Annotated in this window: 14 protein-coding genes and 1 pseudogene; all 15 read right to left on the bottom strand. The window is 42.8% G+C overall.

Annotated features, from left to right (window positions below; genetic code table 11):
• Positions 1-60: 60 nt before the first annotated feature.
• Positions 61-3,153, bottom strand: coding sequence for an SNF2-related protein (locus NF418_RS01205; RefSeq protein WP_256778079.1), 3,093 nt, complete (start codon positions 3,151-3,153; stop codon positions 61-63).
• 106 nt (positions 3,154-3,259) lie between these two features.
• A complete protein-coding gene (locus tag NF418_RS01210) occupies positions 3,260-3,580 on the bottom strand; it encodes a hypothetical protein (RefSeq protein WP_256778080.1) in 321 nt (106 codons plus the stop codon).
• A gap of 557 nt (positions 3,581-4,137) precedes the next feature.
• Positions 4,138-5,448, bottom strand: coding sequence for a ribosome biogenesis GTPase Der (gene der / locus NF418_RS01215; protein ID WP_044684118.1), 1,311 nt, complete (start codon positions 5,446-5,448; stop codon positions 4,138-4,140).
• 17 nt (positions 5,449-5,465) lie between these two features.
• Positions 5,466-6,179: pseudogene (locus tag NF418_RS01220) on the bottom strand (NADPH-dependent oxidoreductase).
• Positions 6,176-7,075, bottom strand: a complete 900-nt coding sequence (gene dnaI, locus NF418_RS01225; RefSeq protein ID WP_256778081.1) for a primosomal protein DnaI — start codon at positions 7,073-7,075, stop codon at positions 6,176-6,178. Before dnaI ends, NF418_RS01220 begins: the two are co-directional and overlap by 4 nt.
• Complete coding sequence (locus NF418_RS01230; RefSeq protein WP_105109839.1) at positions 7,075-8,226, bottom strand: replication initiation/membrane attachment protein; 1,152 nt, start codon at positions 8,224-8,226, stop codon at positions 7,075-7,077. The genes dnaI and NF418_RS01230 overlap by 1 nt, the downstream gene beginning before the upstream one ends.
• Entirely contained in the window at positions 8,213-8,704 is a 492-nt protein-coding gene (nrdR, locus tag NF418_RS01235; RefSeq protein ID WP_105107285.1) for a transcriptional regulator NrdR, read from the bottom strand. Before nrdR ends, NF418_RS01230 begins: the two co-directional genes overlap by 14 nt.
• A 71-nt stretch (positions 8,705-8,775) precedes the next feature.
• Complete coding sequence (locus NF418_RS01240) at positions 8,776-9,906, bottom strand: AI-2E family transporter (RefSeq protein ID WP_256778082.1); 1,131 nt, start codon at positions 9,904-9,906, stop codon at positions 8,776-8,778.
• A 227-nt stretch (positions 9,907-10,133) separates the two neighbouring features.
• Complete coding sequence (locus tag NF418_RS01245; RefSeq protein ID WP_256778083.1) at positions 10,134-10,823, bottom strand: response regulator transcription factor; 690 nt, start codon at positions 10,821-10,823, stop codon at positions 10,134-10,136.
• A gap of 80 nt (positions 10,824-10,903) precedes the next feature.
• A complete protein-coding gene (gene gndA / locus NF418_RS01250; protein ID WP_172028260.1) occupies positions 10,904-12,331 on the bottom strand; it encodes an NADP-dependent phosphogluconate dehydrogenase in 1,428 nt (475 codons plus the stop codon).
• 87 nt (positions 12,332-12,418) lie between these two features.
• On the bottom strand, positions 12,419-12,958 hold the full coding sequence (locus NF418_RS01255) for a YceD family protein (RefSeq protein ID WP_256778084.1): 540 nt from the start codon (positions 12,956-12,958) through the stop codon (positions 12,419-12,421).
• Between the two features lie 9 nt (positions 12,959-12,967).
• Positions 12,968-13,885, bottom strand: coding sequence for a thioredoxin-disulfide reductase (gene trxB, locus NF418_RS01260; RefSeq protein ID WP_256778085.1), 918 nt, complete (start codon positions 13,883-13,885; stop codon positions 12,968-12,970).
• Positions 13,886-13,897: 12 nt separating this feature from the next.
• Entirely contained in the window at positions 13,898-14,122 is a 225-nt protein-coding gene (locus tag NF418_RS01265) for a DUF4059 family protein (RefSeq protein ID WP_256778086.1), read from the bottom strand.
• An 18-nt stretch (positions 14,123-14,140) separates the two neighbouring features.
• On the bottom strand, positions 14,141-15,484 hold the full coding sequence (locus NF418_RS01270) for a DEAD/DEAH box helicase (RefSeq protein ID WP_256778087.1): 1,344 nt from the start codon (positions 15,482-15,484) through the stop codon (positions 14,141-14,143).
• A gap of 115 nt (positions 15,485-15,599) precedes the next feature.
• On the bottom strand, positions 15,600-16,598 hold the full coding sequence (gene mraY, locus NF418_RS01275) for a phospho-N-acetylmuramoyl-pentapeptide-transferase (protein ID WP_256778088.1): 999 nt from the start codon (positions 16,596-16,598) through the stop codon (positions 15,600-15,602).
• Positions 16,599-16,601: the final 3 nt, after the last annotated feature.

Below are 16,601 nucleotides of genomic sequence, written 5' to 3' on the forward strand. Positions count from 1 at the left end.
TTATTATACCATATTTGGTCCGTCTTTGCCTAATGCAATACGTTTACAGTTTATTTAGATTTACTCTATCCCCAAAATAGCACGAATATCCTCAACCGTCAAGTTTGTACGACTTTCATTTCCGTCAAGAACCGTTTTGACTAGATTTTTCTTATTTTCCTGGAGGGCTTGGATTTTTTCTTCAATGGTTCCTCTGGTAATCAGACGGTAGCATTCTACTTTTTCAGTCTGTCCCATTCGGTGGGCACGACTAATAGCCTGGGCTTCCACAGCCGGGTTCCACCAGAGGTCAACAAGGATAACTGTATCCGCACCGGTCAAGTTCAGACCAACCCCTCCTGCTTTCAAGGAAATGAGAAAGGCATCCCGGCTACCCGCATTGAAGGCCTGGGTCATTTCCTGGCGTTGATTAGCAGGGGTGGAGCCTGTCAAGGTATAAGAAGTTAAACCAATTTCTTTTAATTGCTCTTCAATCTGCTCCAGCATCTGTCTAAATTGGGAGAAAATCAGGACCCTATGCTCTCCTTCTTTCAGTTGCAGAAGCAGTTCTTTCAGACTATTGAGCTTACCACTTTCTCCCCTGAAATCATCCATGAAGAGACTAGGTGTGTCACAAATTTGGCGTAATCGCGTAATCCCTGATAGAATTTCAATCTTGCTTCGGTTGATTTGGGCATCATCAGCACCGGCAATTTTAGACTGCATTTGTTGGAGTTGGGCCAGATAGATAGTTTTCTGCTCATCAGTCAATTCATTGAGTACATTGACTTCTGTCAAATCAGGCAACTCCTGCAGAACATCTTCCTTATGTCGTCTGAGGACAAAGGGTTGGATGGTTCGAGCAATCTCTTTAGTACTTAACTTGCTAAAGGCCTGTTTATTAGGCAATAAACCTGGAAGTACAATTTGGAAAATAGACCACAATTCCGTCAAATGATTTTCAATCGGTGTACCTGAAAGAGCGAAACAATTCCCAACCTCAAATTCTCTCAGTAGCTGAGCGATTTTAGATTGGGCATTTTTCATGACCTGAGCCTCATCTAAAATCAGGTAATCAAACTTTTCTTGTTTGTAGAGATCAATATCCTGCCTAAAGGATGGGTAGGATGTTACCAAAATTTGATGCCCCTGACCAATCAAGTCTACTCGCTGCTCCTTACTTCCGTGAACAACCCTTACGTCTAAATCCGGAGCAAAGCGCTGGCATTCATCTGACCAGTTGTAAATCAAACTTGAGGGAGCCAAAATCAAGACCCGGCTATCCTCGGTCATCCGACTGGATAGAAAGGCGATGGTTTGCAGAGTCTTTCCCAGTCCCATATCATCCGCCAAAATACCTCCAAAACCATAATGATCCAGCATAGACAACCATTTGATACCAGTCTGCTGGTAATCTCTCAATTCAGTTTTCACATCCAAAACAGGCAAGGGAAAACTGTCAGGCTTGGCAAGGTAGCCAGCCATTTCTTGAAAATCCTTAGAAAAACGAACTTGATCATAGCTAGAAAGCGACTGGGCTAATTGGTAACCTGCCAAAGCATGAACCTGCACCTGTCCTCCCTTGCCATGCTTGGCTCTTAGTTGAAGCAAGGTCTGACTGATTTTCCGGGTTTCCTCATCAAAAACAAGGACTTTCCCGGTCGGGCTGATGTAATGGTCCTCTTGATTGAGCAAGGCTTCCAGTGCCTGATCTATTTCAGACTGATCAATTCCAGATAAATCGAATGAAATATCCAAAAGCGAGCCATTTCGAACAATTTCCAGCTGTGGTTTAGATTCAACCAAGAGAGATTGAAGGTTTTCTGATAAACGGACCTGCCCCATTCTCTCTAAAAGTGGTAACTGCTGGCGGAAAAAAGGATAAACTTCCTGCTGGCTAAGGGCAGGTCTTTGGGCCAGGTATTTGCCCCGAAAACCAGCCAAACTGATTGCCTGAAAGACAGCTTCTAGGTGCTGAAAATGACTGGCAAATGGAAGGAGGCTCAGCTCTTCCTCACTTCTGACCAAGCGACCATCAAAATCTAAAACCAACTGCAAGGACAGACTTCCATTTTCCTCCATATCGATATGGAAATGTGGAGTAAAATCATGAATTTTAAAGCGTTTGGGTGCCTTGACCCTTCCAATCGTCTGCAAATCTAGTAAACTCAAAGCCAAGCGGTCCTGGTCTTGAAAATCGACCTGGACTTTTCTCAAACCAGACTCAGTAGGCACTAAATTAGAAATCTGACCAATCAGCTGTTGCTGCATCCGATTGACACTATAAATAACCCCATCGAGCAAGAGATAACGACCTTGAAGTAGAGGACGAACAACTTTTTCATGAATAACCATTTCAATCATATGCGTATGGACTGTCACATCAAAGAGATAAAGTCCAGTTTCCTCTGTCAAAGGCAGTACCATCAAGGACGAATAGGAACGCTGTTCATAGGTAAAGACAAACTCATCCAGCTGGTTCAACAAGTCAAGACCTTCTTCAAAATAGGCTTGAGGCAATCGAAAGTGACGACCAAAATGGATGAGAATATCCGAGTCTAAACCTACCTTCTCCGGAATTAAAGTCCAAAGGAAATCTAAAAGAGCCTGACTGGCTTCATCAAAGTTTTCATAGGCTAGCTGCTCATAGTAATTTTTCCCGATTTGGTAATGCCCATTGGTCTTGAGCAAGCGCAAAAAAGCACCAATGTCCCTTACAATATAGGCGCGCGTGTCTGGTAAACGGCTAATTTTCAAGGTCCAGTCTATCTGACGATCATAAGGCAACAAGCTCCCCTCAACAGAGAGGCGATACTTTATGCCCATTTCTGGCTTGGGACGCAAAATCTCATCTAAAAAGAGGCCACCAAAATAGGTCCTCCGGACCGTTTCCTTGTGTTGATTTCCCTCTTCTTTCCGCTCCTGCTCCAGATTTTTACCAGCACCATCATTTTTTAAATAATACTCCGTGGCTGCCAAATGCTGACAGTAGCCCTTGCTTTGAAACAAGTGACAACTACACTGCAAATCACTGTCCTCATCGCTGTAAACAAAACGTTCTCCAGCAATATCCAGCTCCAACTTCCCATTCTCGCTCTGAAGAACAGTCAGTTTCCCAGCCTCATACAAATCAATTCCTTCTTGGCGAACCCGCCCCGGCATCATGCGACCCATAGCAATACCTCTTTTGACCTAGCACAATCTCTAAAATATTATCTTTTCATTATAGCATATTTCAAGAGATAATTCCTTGCCTAGGCATCAAAAAAACACCAGTCAATCAACTGATGTTCCTAGAAATCATTTTATAATATTTTGTCACTAACCACATTTTCTTCACAAAACCAAGTGTTTTTAAGAGCCAAAATAGGAGAATTGGTATGAAAAGGATTGCTAAAATGAGGTTAACCCAGCCCTTTCCATCCAGAAACATCAGAAGGAATACTGTGGGTACAAAAGTAAGCAGACCAAGCATCAAGAGGTTGATTAGAAGCCCCAACCAGCCCAGCCAGTAGCGAAGGCCAAAAGGAGCATACTTTCTTTCATCAAAATCTGCCAAACCCGTCAAAAATTCAAATACTAGTTCACCTAAAAACTCCATACTAGACTTCCTTTCTCAGCTGACTGTAATACCTGGTTCGTCGGACGAGGGTTTTAATCGCATGTAGAGATAGGAAGCTTAGGCCAATTGCACATAACAAAAAGAAGATGAAAAGCAAAACCGTAGGCTGTTCAAATCGATGATAGACCATAATCGAACCACCTGTAAAAGCGATAAAATAGGATACCAAAGTCACAAAATTGAGCCAGATGCAAGCCACCAGCCCCAGCCAATAACGAAAGCCAAAAGGTTTATACTGACTATCTTCATAAAATACAAGAAAAAATGATGAAAAAGAAAGCAATATCAAAAAAGAACGCCAAATCGGAAACGCTACCATACCAACACCTCCAAGCCCATTCTAGCATATTTACGAATAATTGCAAAGAGGGAGTGGGACAGAACTCGCAAATTGTTAAAAGAGTTCGTATTCCCACCCCCGCACAGTTGATTAGGTCAGATTGGGAGTGTAAAACACGAACAAATCTGCCAATCAACCACTGCGCTGAGATGTTGACCCGAACTCTGAGAAGCGTGGCTGGACTTTTTGCCCAGCCTTATTTCCGTTTCCGTGCAATCAGATGAATCGGTGTCCCTTCAAATACAAAGGCCTTGCGGATTTGATTTTCCAAGAAACGCATATAGGAGAAGTGCATGAGCTCTTCTTCGTTAACAAAGACCACAAAGGTCGGTGGCTTGGTCGCAACCTGAGTCGCATAGAAAATTTTCAAGCGTTTGCCCTTGTCAGTCGGTGTCGGGTTGATGGCAATGGCATCCATGATGACATCGTTGAGCACAGCCGACGGAATACGGGTATTCTGACTTTCGCTAATGGCCTTAATCATCTCAGGCAACTTATGCAAGCGTTGCTTGGTCAAGGCTGATACAAAGATAATCGGTGCGTAAGACAAGTATTGGAACTGGTCACGAATATCATCTTCCCACTGCTTCATTGTGTGGTTGTCTTTTTCAAGCGTGTCCCACTTGTTGACTACGATAATCATTCCCTTACCAGCTTCATGGGCAAATCCTGCGATGCGTTTATCGTACTCACGAATGCCTTCTTCTGCATTGATGACCATGAGTATAACATCCGAGCGTTCAATGGCACGCATGGCACGCATGACAGAGTATTTCTCCGTATTTTCATAGACCTTACCAGACTTGCGCATCCCTGCGGTGTCAATCATGGTAAACTCCTGACCTTCTGGGTCTGTAAAATGCGTATCAATAGCATCACGGGTCGTTCCAGCAACAGGCGAAGCAATCACGCGCTCTTCACCCAAAATAGCGTTAATCAAACTGGATTTACCAACGTTGGGACGACCAATCAAGCTGAACTTGATAATGTCTGGATTTTCTTCTGCTTCTTGGACCGGAAGATTTTCAATGATAGCATCCAGGACATCCCCTGTTCCGATACCATGTACAGAAGATACTGGATAAGGATCACCAAGACCGAGTGAATAGAAATCGTAGATGTCATTACGCATTTCTGGGTTATCGACTTTATTGACAACCAAAATAACTGGTTTGTTGGTCTTGTATAAGATACGCGATACGTACTCATCCGCATCGGTCACACCTTCCTTGCCTGATACGACAAAGACGATAACATCCGCTTCATCCATGGCAATCTCAGCCTGATGCTTGATTTGCTCCATGAAAGGAGCATCCACATCATCGATACCACCTGTATCAATTAGGGAAAACTTGCGATTGAGCCACTCACCAGTAGCATAAATACGGTCGCGGGTCACACCTTCCACGTCTTCTACGATAGAAATGCGTTCACCAGCGATACGGTTAAAAAGTGTTGATTTTCCAACGTTGGGACGACCAACGATGGCGATAGTTGGTAGAGCCATAGCTCCTCCTCTTCTACTTACAATAGTTTATTTTTTTCTAAAATTGCTCTCGTTTCAGGTTGCTCTGCCTGTCCGAACTGGGCAATCAAACGCTCCGACCAGGTTTCTGTCTGACGAGCACCTGCATAGTCTGTCTGGACTTGGTCGTAGGCTTGGATGACTTCCACGCCTTGCTCCACATATTCTTCCTGGAAGACAATAGCTTCACTTGCCAAACGTGGTTTAACAGGATGGTTTTGGGCTGGTCGACCCAGGGCAATGCAGAAAATTGGATAGGTATAATCTGGCAAATTGAACAGCTCTGCTATTGCCAAGGCCTTATGGCGAATCATACCGATGAAGACCCCACCATAACCCAGGCTTTCTGCTGCCAAGAGGGCATTTTGCCCTGCCAGGCTCGCATCAACTGAGGAAATCAAGAGGTTCTCCGTCCCCTTGGCATCAAAGTCTGACCCGTGTAGTTGAGCTGCCTTGCTGGCACGATTATGGTCGCCCACAAAAACCAAAATGGCCTGGGCCTGCAAGATAGCTGGCTGAGGTACCAAATCGTAGAGAGCCTGTTTTTTCTCCTCCGACTGCACCACAATAATAGAATAAGACTGGAAATTCTTCCAGCTAGACGCAGCTCACCCAGCTGAAATAATAGCTTGCAAATGTTCCGACTCAATGGGCTCTTCCGTAAAACGACGGACAGAAGTATGATTCAGCATCAAATCAATGGTTTCATTCATCGGCGATTCTTTCCTTTCAAATGCAAATCGCGAGCCAGATAGCGAATCCGCTCCATTACCCGTTTGGCCTGCCAGGTCTCATCACCAGACTTACCAGAGGCGAAATGACGCTCCAAATCATCAAAGGAGAAATTGGAGGTAAAGAAGGTCGGCAGATTTTCCTGCATGCGGTATTGAAGAATGACCTGCAGCACATCGTCACGTACCCAAGGACTATGTTGCTCCGCTCCTATGTCATCTAGCACCAAGACCTGAGCCATCTTGATTTCATCAATTCGCTCCTTGACAGAACCATCTTTGATGGCATTTTTTATATCGACAACAAAGGTTGGATAGTGGAGCATGGTGGTTGATTGAAGATGAGTCTTGGACAAGAGATTGGCTAAATAAGCCATTAAATAACTTTTTCCAATACCGAAATTACCATAGATGTAAAGCCCTTTTGGTTTTTCCTCAAATCGTTTGACAAAATCTGCAATAGCCAGCATGACTTCCACACGATTTTCATCGCTCTTATCAATATCCGCCACAGTTACATTTTTCAAACTTGCCGGCATATTGATAAGCTGGATACGGTTCTTGATAGCTTCCAAACGACGGTATTCGACCAATTCTTCTGTCTCAAGATAGGAAACATCCGCATAGCCCTCATTCATGACCAAAACTGGTTGATATCCCTTAGCAATATAGGATTCATCCTGTTTGATAAAGAGGTCCCGCTGACTGATATATTCCAAAAACTTAGAAATGGAGAGGGTGATTTCCTGCTGGGTCAAACCTTCTTTTTTGATAAAAGCAGCGACTTCAGGATCACTCACTATCTCCTGATAGAGTTGCTGATAAGATTTTGGACTTGGATTGGTTGCCTGCGACAACCTGTCTTGTACTGATTTCATCAGCTACCTCCTTTGTTTTCCATTTCTTCTAATTCACGATAAAGGGCTGCCAGCTTGGCTTGACCTTCCTGCGTTTGTTCTTGCTGAACCTCTTCCTTACTCCAGTCAGGCACATTGGTTTTGGTTTCAGGCTTGGGTTTACTTTGTGGTTGACCAGCTTTCAAATCCCTGAGATAGACAACAGCTGCCTCTGCACTGCCAATTCCCTTGTAGGAAAAATCATTGCCCAGCTTCATAGCGTATTTTTCATTCAGATTGGCTGAGTCCACCTTGTTAAAGGTATAGAGGACCAAGACATTGATAACCTCGTCAAGAAGACCCAAATTGGCCAAATCCGTCAAGCATTTTCGTTCTGTTGCGGTCACAGCTGCCTTCCGTTGCTCCTTGATAAAGGACAGGAAGGTTAGACTGGATTTTGATTTCGCTTCACGAACAATAGCTTGCTCTTGGGCAGTGAGACTGGCGTTTTCTGTTGGCAATGACTGGCGTGACTGCTGCAAACGTTTAGTCGAGATCGTCTGTCCAATAGCTGTTGCTTTAGCCTGCCGATAGGTTTCCAACCAGGTCCAGCCTGCCTGCTCTGCTATGTAACTAAGCCCAATAATATCCTCAGCTTCATCCTGAAAAAGAAGCTTGTCCTTGGCCATCAAGGCCTTGAAGGCAGACCAGTCAAAATCATGTTTCGGTTCAAAAACAACTGGAGCCTGCCCATCCATTGTAAAGACCTGAGAAAAGGTTTTGGAAATATTTTGTTCCCGATTTGGTTGGTGGACAAACAGATTTTCTACACTCGTTTCACCAATTTTTCTAGCAAGAATGTTTTTATACAAGGGCTTGTCTAAAAAACTTTTCACAGTCAAAGGTGCCTGCAAAGCCAGACCAGTCAACTCTTCTGCACGGTACAGTTGCAGGAGCCCCATGGCCGTCAAGACATCCATAGCTGTCTCTAAGCGATTCATCCCAAAATCCATGTGGTTAAGTACGCTAGCCCATTTATAACGACCTTGGCCCTGATCGGCAAAACTATAGAAAAAATAATAAAGTGCCAAGGCATCAAATCCAATAATGGGCTGGTAACATTGGCTAAGACTGACAATATCGGGGGTAAATGGACTGGTTTTTATATAGGCAAACAGATCATTTGGCTTCATCTTTTGATCCCGTTTTTACCTTACTACCCTTGGAAATCATTTGTTTGAGGAGATTTTCCAATTCTTCCACATCCTTGAAGGAACGGTAAACAGATGCAAAACGCACATAGGTGATTTCATCTAATTCGACCAATTCTTCCATGACCAGATTCCCAATAACATCCGACTCGATTTCACTCTCCCCTTGAGCCCGAACTTTTTGCTCAATCCGATTGACTACTTCATCGATATCATCAGTCGAAACAGGACGTTTTTGAGCAGATCGAATAATCCCATTGAAGATTTTCTCCCGTGAAAACTGCTCTCGCGTTCCGTCTTTTTTGACAACCACAAGGGTCTTCTCTTCAATCCGTTCATAGGTAGTAAAACGCTGACCACATTGATCACAGGAACGGCGACGACGAATGGTATTGCCATCTTCAGCCTGACGACTATCAATGACACTTGATTTCAAACTCTGACATTTTGGACAACGCATACTCTTTCTCCTACATTAACTTTATCACTTCAGTATAGCATAAAATTAACAAAAATAAAAGAAAGCGAGAATTACTCACTTTCTATCAACAATTCGTCCTGTTTTTTCAATCGACTGGCAACCCATTCACGAACTAGGCGGTAGACAACTGCAAAAATTGGGGTAAAGAAGACCATACCAAGTAGACCAAACAGATTTCCACCAATCAAGGCTGCCGCAAGGGTAAACAAGGTCGGAAGACCAACTGATTGACCAACCACGCGCGGATAAATCACATTCCCTTCAATTAACTGAAGAATCTGGAAAAGGACAATAGACCAGAGTGCCAGGAGTGGATTTTGAACCGCCACAAACAAGGCACTAATAAGACATGCGGTAAATGGACCGATGTAAGGTACGAAAGACAAGACACCTGACAAAATCCCAGCCATGCTGGCATAAGGAATACCTGAGAGAGAATAACTCACAAATACAAGTGTACCAATAATACAAGCTTCTACGATTTGGCTCATTAGGAACTTATCGTATGTATCAATAATAACCTCTCCAATATAACTGATCACTCGAACAGTTTTTGTAGGCAATGTCGCTTGTAGGAATTTACCAGTCATAGATTGCAAGTGTTCCTTGCTTCCAAGAATTGCCAATGTAAAGAAGAAGGCCATCACAAGCGTCATGGTATTTGAAAAAATTCCTGTGACATTTGAAACCAAGCCCGATAAGACCGGCGTTACCAAATTTGAAATAAAGGTTAGATTTTTTAATTGGTCTAGCATTCCAGCAATCTGGTCACCCAACTGTCCTGCCAATAGACCATTTTCTTCTAGAAAGGTTGTCAAGGCATTAACTGATTTCGGAATAGCTGTACTGCTTACTGTTACTAATTGCGACACCGTTGACATCAAGGTTGGAAGAACAATCAAGACCAAACCTGTAACAATCATAACGAAACCAATCAATACGCCTACAATAGCTAAGGAACGTTTGGATTTATTCAAGAAAGAAACCTTCTCTAACTGATCCTCGATTTTTTTCATAGGCACATTTAAAATAAAGGCAATGATGGAACCGATTAAAAGTGAATTCATACTACCAAATAAGACGCCAATAGCTCCATAGATACTGGACCAATTGAGGACTGCCAAAAGAGTTGCTCCAGCCAGCAAAATCAAAATAACTTTTTCTTTAAATGATTTGTTCATTTTATCTCCAAAAAATTTTATGATTGGTTTCCAGTTTATCACAGGAATACAAAAAGGAGACTGGGCAAAAGCCCAGGACCACTACTCAGAGTTCGTGTCAACATCTCAGCGCAGTGGTTGATTGGCAGATTTGTTCGTGTTTTTCACTCCAAATCTGACCTAATCAACTGTGCGGGGGTGGGAAGACGAACTCTTTTTGACCTAGTCGAGTTCTTTCCCACTCCCTTTTAATCTCTCATGGCATAACCAACACCACGAACTGTCTTGATGTAAGATGGCTTTCCAGCTACATCCAATTTCCCACGTAGGTAACGAATATATACATCGACGACATTGGTTTCAGAAGCCGCTTCATATTTCCAAACTCGCTCAAGCAGATGTTCTCGACTAACAGGTTCTGGACTATTCATCAAGGTTGCAAGCAAGTCATATTCCCGCCTAGTTAAATTAATTAACTCTTCTCCACGTGTCACGGTTCGATTCTGAAAATCAATTTTTAAATCACGGTAGGCAGCGTGTAGGTGAACTTGTTTGCAATTAGTATCAATGAAATCTCTTCCACGAAAAATGGAAGAAATCTGCTCAACCAATTCACTAATAACAAAGGGTTTTACAACATAAGAAACAGCGTAAGAAAGTACTTCTTCTCCATGCTGTGCAACATCTGCTGAATCAATAGCAACAATAATAATACTTGCAGGTTTTATAGCCAGTAATTCCCTAGACAAAGCCTTGCTAGACATATCCGAAAGCTGAAAACTCATTAATATTAAATCAAAATCTGTTTCATGAGCCAACTGCAAGGCTTCTTTCCCTGTCGATGCGTAGTCTACCAAATACTCCTTCTTCTGTAATTCCATGGAAACAAAGTGTGATAGATTGCGTTCTCTTCCTGCAATCAAAATTTTCTTAGCCATTATCTCTTTCATTGTTCTCTCTATCAATCAAATCAGCTAGCGATAAATTAGAAAGAAGGGCGTTTACACGCCCATTCTTTTTATTTTGATTCGCTATACCAATCGTAGTGGAAGACACCTTCTTTGTCTTTACGGTTGTATGTGTGAGCACCGAAGTAGTCACGTTGGGCTTGGATCAAGTTAGCTGGCAAGTTTTCTGCACGGTAGCTGTCAAAGTAAGTAATGGCAGCTGAGAAGGTTGGCACAGGCACACCTGCTTGAACAGCCAAGGTTACCACATCACGAACAGCCTGTTGGTATTTAGCTGTTACATCAAGGAAGTACTCATCCAAGAGCAAGTTTGCCAAATCTTCGTCACGTCCGTATGCATCTGTAATCTTTTGCAAGAAACGAGCGCGGATAATACAACCTGCACGCCAGATTTTTGCGATTTCACCAAATGGCAAGTTCCAGTTGTTTTCTTTAGATGCTACACGCAACTGTGCAAAACCTTGTGCGTAAGACATGATTTTTGAGAAATACAATGCTTGACGAATTTTTTCTACCAATTCAGCCTTGTCGCCTTCGTAGGCAAATGGTGCTGGTTTTGGAAGGACCTTGCTTGCTGCCACACGCTCATCTTTGTAAGTTGAGATATAACGAGCAAATACGGATTCTGTAATCAATGATAATGGCACACCCAAGTCAAGTGATGATTGGCTTGTCCATTTACCAGTCCCCTTGTTACCAGCGGCATCCATGATGTAGTCAACAATTGGACCATCTTGACCTTGGTCATCTTTACGTTTCAAAATATCTGCTGTGATTTCAATCAAGTAGCTATCCAATTCACCTTTGTTCCACTCAGTGAAGATGTCAGCCATTTCATCCACTGACAAACCAAGTAAGTGTTGCATGAGGTCATAAGACTCCGCAATCAATTGCATGTCACCATACTCGATACCATTGTGTACCATTTTTACGTAGTGACCTGCTCCATCTGGACCGATATAAGTCACACATGGTGCTCCATCTTCTGGCGCTTTTGCTGAAATTTCTTCCAAGACATCTGCCACCAATTCGTAAGCTTCTTTTTGACCACCAGGCATGATAGATGGACCTTCAAGGGCACCTTTTTCACCACCTGATACACCTGTACCGATGAAGTTAATACCTGAGTTTGCCAATTCTTTTGAACGACGGATGGTATCTTCATAGAAGGTATTTCCACCGTCAATCAAGATGTCACCTTCATCCAAGTGTGGCAAGAGTGCTTGAATAGTTGCATCTGTACCAGGACCCGCTTGAACCATAAGCATGATGCGACGTGGTTTTTCGATTGATGCCACAAAGCTTTCCACATCGTAACTTGGTACCAAGTTTTTACCTGGGTTGCTTGCAACAACGTCTTCTGTTTTATCAGCAGAGCGGTTGTAAATCGCTACTGAATAACCACGTGATTCAACGTTAAGTGCCAGGTTGCGGCCCATAACAGCCATCCCTACCACACCAAAATTTGCTTTTGTCATTTGTTTACTCCTCTAATTTGTATCCCCTTCATTATACACCGAAAGGGGAAAGTTGACAAGAATTTTCAGATAATTTAACCATCCAAACTATTCTTCACTATCAAACAAGCCCTGCAATTGAGCAAAAGGACTGTTGGCTTCTTTTTTCTCTTGAGCTTTTTGTTGAAAATCTTCCTCAGTCATTAAAGCCCAAGCTTGACCCGAAGGCAGGTCAGTGCCAGCTTCTTCTTCAGGTGTCAAAACCTTGATTGGAATGGCTAAAAGAATATTGTCCGCCACACTTTCCTCAAGGACAATGTGATCATCTTCTACCACCAAGACCATATCTTCATCGATTAAATCCTGTTCCTTGAGAACTGCCTCATTGGCTACAAAAAGTTCATTGACTTCTTGCACTTCATGTAAAAGGACAGGTTGCAGGGAACGGCTGGAAGCCAAGGTAATGTCGTAAGTCATCTGATAGTCCAAGAAAAAGAAACCAGATTCAAAACGAACATTTCCAGCTACATGGACTGGTGATAGTCCTAAAACTTCACCATTGCGAGCCTGCAATTCTTCCTGTAAATCCAAGGTTTTCTCAAAAGAAATTCCATCTGGATTTTTCTGAATATCGTAAATATGAAACATTGAATTCCCCTATTCAGCTAATTCTGAGATGTAGTTATAGACTTCCTGACCTGCAACTGCACCATTTCCCACAGCAGTCGCAATCTGACGGAGTTGATTTTGGCGAATGTCGCCGATGGCATAAATACCAGGCTTGCTGGTTGCCATTTTTTCATCAGTGATAATCCAACCCGCTTCATCTGTAATGCCCAAATCCGCAACAGAATCTGTCATCGGATCCAAACCAACGTAAACAAAAACACCACCGAAGTCCAGTTCACTGACTTCTTCTGTTTTCACGTTTTTAATTCGGACACTTTGAACCCGTAAGTCATCACCCTTAATTTCTTCCACTACGCTATCCCAGATGAAGTTGATTTTTTCATTGGCAAAGGCGCGATCTTGGATAACTTTTTGGGCACGGAGTTGGTCACGTCGGTGAACAATTGTCACGGATTCTGCAAATTGTGTCAAGAAAAGGGCTTCTTCTACCGCTGAATCACCGCCACCTACGACCAAGAGTTTCTGTCCACGGAAGAAGGCACCGTCACAGACAGCACAGTAGGAAACACCACGGCTATTGTAAGTATCCTCACCTGGCACACCCAGCAAGCGGTGCTTAGCCCCCATGGCTAGAATGACCGTTTTGGTTTCCAATACACCATCTTCTGTAATGACTTTCTTGATTGGTCCTTCTTCTTCGATACGCACCAAGGTACCAAAAATGTGATCTACTCCGAATTTTTCCAAAGGTTCAAACATTTTTTCTGCCAAGGCTGGACCAGAAATATGGTCATAGCCTGGGTAATTTTCAATTTCAGCAGTATTGTTCATCTGGCCACCGTAAATACCGCGTTCCAGAAGAGCTACTTTTAGATTGCTTCGTCCTGCGTAGAGGGCAGCAGTCATGCCTGCAGGACCTGCTCCAATAACAATTGTATCGTACATGCATTCTTCTTTCTATGCTTTTAACATCAATAGGATAGCTACCACCCCAAAAGCAATAATAGGTGTGGTCATCACACTAATCAGTAATAAATCAAATAGGAAATCTTGTCGCTCTTGAAAAGACGTGCCAGCTTTTTTAGACAAATGGACCAAAAACCAGCAAATATTAAATAGAACCACTACTATTGCTGCTATCACTAGCCCTTGCAAATAAAAACTAAGTATATTTTGTAACATAGTTTTCCTCCAAGCCTCCTAGAAGGTTTGGCGTTTGGCCTTACGCTCTGCACGCCCCTTGGCACGCGCTTCCACACGTTTGGTCTTGCGGCGTTTCTCATCAACAGCCCATTGGATTTTCTTCTTGTAGCCTGGCTTGACTTTTTTCTTTTTCTTCTTGACCAGACCAATCATTTCCAAGTCCAGTTTTTCTCGAGATTTTTCACGGTTGGCACGTCGATCACGATCGTAGGTATCGACAAACTCACCATTCTTCATTTCTTTTGGCAAGAATTTGATGTTAAGTTTTTCTAACTCTCGAATGTCCTCATCATCACTCGGCTGATAGAGAGTAATTGCAATACCTGATAAGCCATTTCGACCTGTCCGACCCACACGGTGGACAAAGAAAGAAAGGTCCTGAGGAATGGCATCGTTGATGACATGGCTGACACCTTCGATATCAATCCCACGCGCTGCCAAGTCTGTTGCTACGATGTACTGAAAGTCTAAGTTTTTCACCTGGTTCATGATCCGCTTGCGTTCACGCGGTGGAATGTCCCCGTGAATTTTTGCAACCCGCAAACCATTTGCAGTTAAGTAACTGTGCAATTCATCTGCACGGGTCTTTGTGTTGACAAAAATCATAGCCAAATAAGGCTGCATGAGCTTGGTTGCTTCCAAAATCTGCGCATTGCGGTCTCGACCCTTGGTTGAAATCAGCCAGTTTTCAATAGTATCTGAAATGACCGTCTGGGTCTTGATTTGTTCCATGACTGGGTTAGACAAATACTTTTTCAAAAACGGTTGCAGTTTTTGCGGAATAGTGGCTGAAAAGACCATAAATTGCAAGTCTTTTGGCAGGCTACCAGCAATCTTGTCAACTGTTTCTAAAAAGCCCATGTCCAAGGTCATATCTGCCTCATCCACCACAAATGTTTTAGCTTTATGGATAGCAAGGTCCCCTGATTTAACCAAGTCATAAATACGGCCCGGTGTCCCGACTACAATATGTGGCTGACCAGCTTGAAGTTTGTCAATCTGGCGGTTCTTGTCCGTTCCACCGACATAGTTGGTCACACGAATTTCGATGTCCGAATGACTAGCCAACTGTCGAGCCGCTTGATAAATCTGGGTTGCCAATTCTCGAGATGGAGCAGTAATAACTGCTTGAACCTGGTCCAATTCCTCATTTAATTTTTGGAAAATCGGAATCAAAAAAGTATGGGTCTTCCCTGAGCCTGTTTTTGACTCTCCAATCAAGTCACGACCTGACAACACAACAGGAATCAATTTTTCCTGAACCTCTGTCGGCTGGACAAAGTTAATCTCTTTCAAAGCCTCCTGAATGTAAGGCTTGAGTTTCATATCTGTAAATTTCATAGTTTCCTCTTTAGAACCAGTATTCCTCACTTATTTGTTAACACTGAATACAAGTCCTTCATTTTACTGCCTACTATTATAGCACAAAAACAGCATTTCTGCTGTTTCTGAAATTCTATAGATAAAGTATCGCTAAAGTAATTAGGCTCATGACAAGTCCGACTGACCATAGGAAGAAGTCAACTTGCCACTCACTCCATTTTTCTGACTTGCCTGTCAAACCACCCAACTCCAAATGATGATGGAAAGGAGTCATACGGAAGATACGACGACCTTCTCCAAAGCGTTTTTTAGTAAATTTGAAGTATGAAACCTGCATCATAACCGAAGATGTTTCAATAACATAGACCAGACCGATCAGGAGGAGGGTCCATTCTTGACGAAGGGCAATGGAAATTGTCGCCAACATACCACCAAGTGCCAAACTCCCCACATCACCCATGAAAATCTTGGCTGGTTTGCGATTGTAGACGAAAAATCCAAGCAAGCCACCAATCATAGTCACACAGACCAGAAGAATATCAAATTTCTGCTCCTTATAAGCAATGACTGAATAGGCAAGCAAACTAATAACAACCGAAATAGAGGCCAGACCATCTATACCATCCGTCAAGTTGACTGCATTTGAAAAACCAACCAACCAGAAAAGAACAAAGGGTAAATAAAGCATACCGAGATTGATGATGTGCCCAAATACATTGAGTTCACCACCACCAGCAGCTCTTACATGAACAAAGTAGAATACCAGTCCACCCAAAATCTGCAAGGCTAATTTTTGTTTAGGGTTAAGACCTTCATTGATTTTTTTGAATATTTTTAAGAAATCATCCAAAAAACCTACCAATCCATAGAGTGCAAGGATGAAGAGAATGGCTAAGACACCGCCAGTTAACATGTTAAGACTAGCAGCAAAAATAAATGTAACCAAGATAGCAACAACGAGAAAAACTGTTCCCCCCATTGTAGGGGTCCCTGCCTTAAATTGATGTTGTTTCACATCCTCGTGCATCTGTTGCCCTTCGATGCGTTTGGCTTGATAAAAAGTAATAAAGCGTGGTATCAGAATCACCGTTGCTAAAAAAGCAACTAATCCCGATAATAGTGTAAATTGCATTTT

Origin of the sequence: Streptococcus suis, assembly GCF_024509555.1 — a bacterium.
GTDB lineage: Bacteria > Bacillota > Bacilli > Lactobacillales > Streptococcaceae > Streptococcus > Streptococcus suis_AD.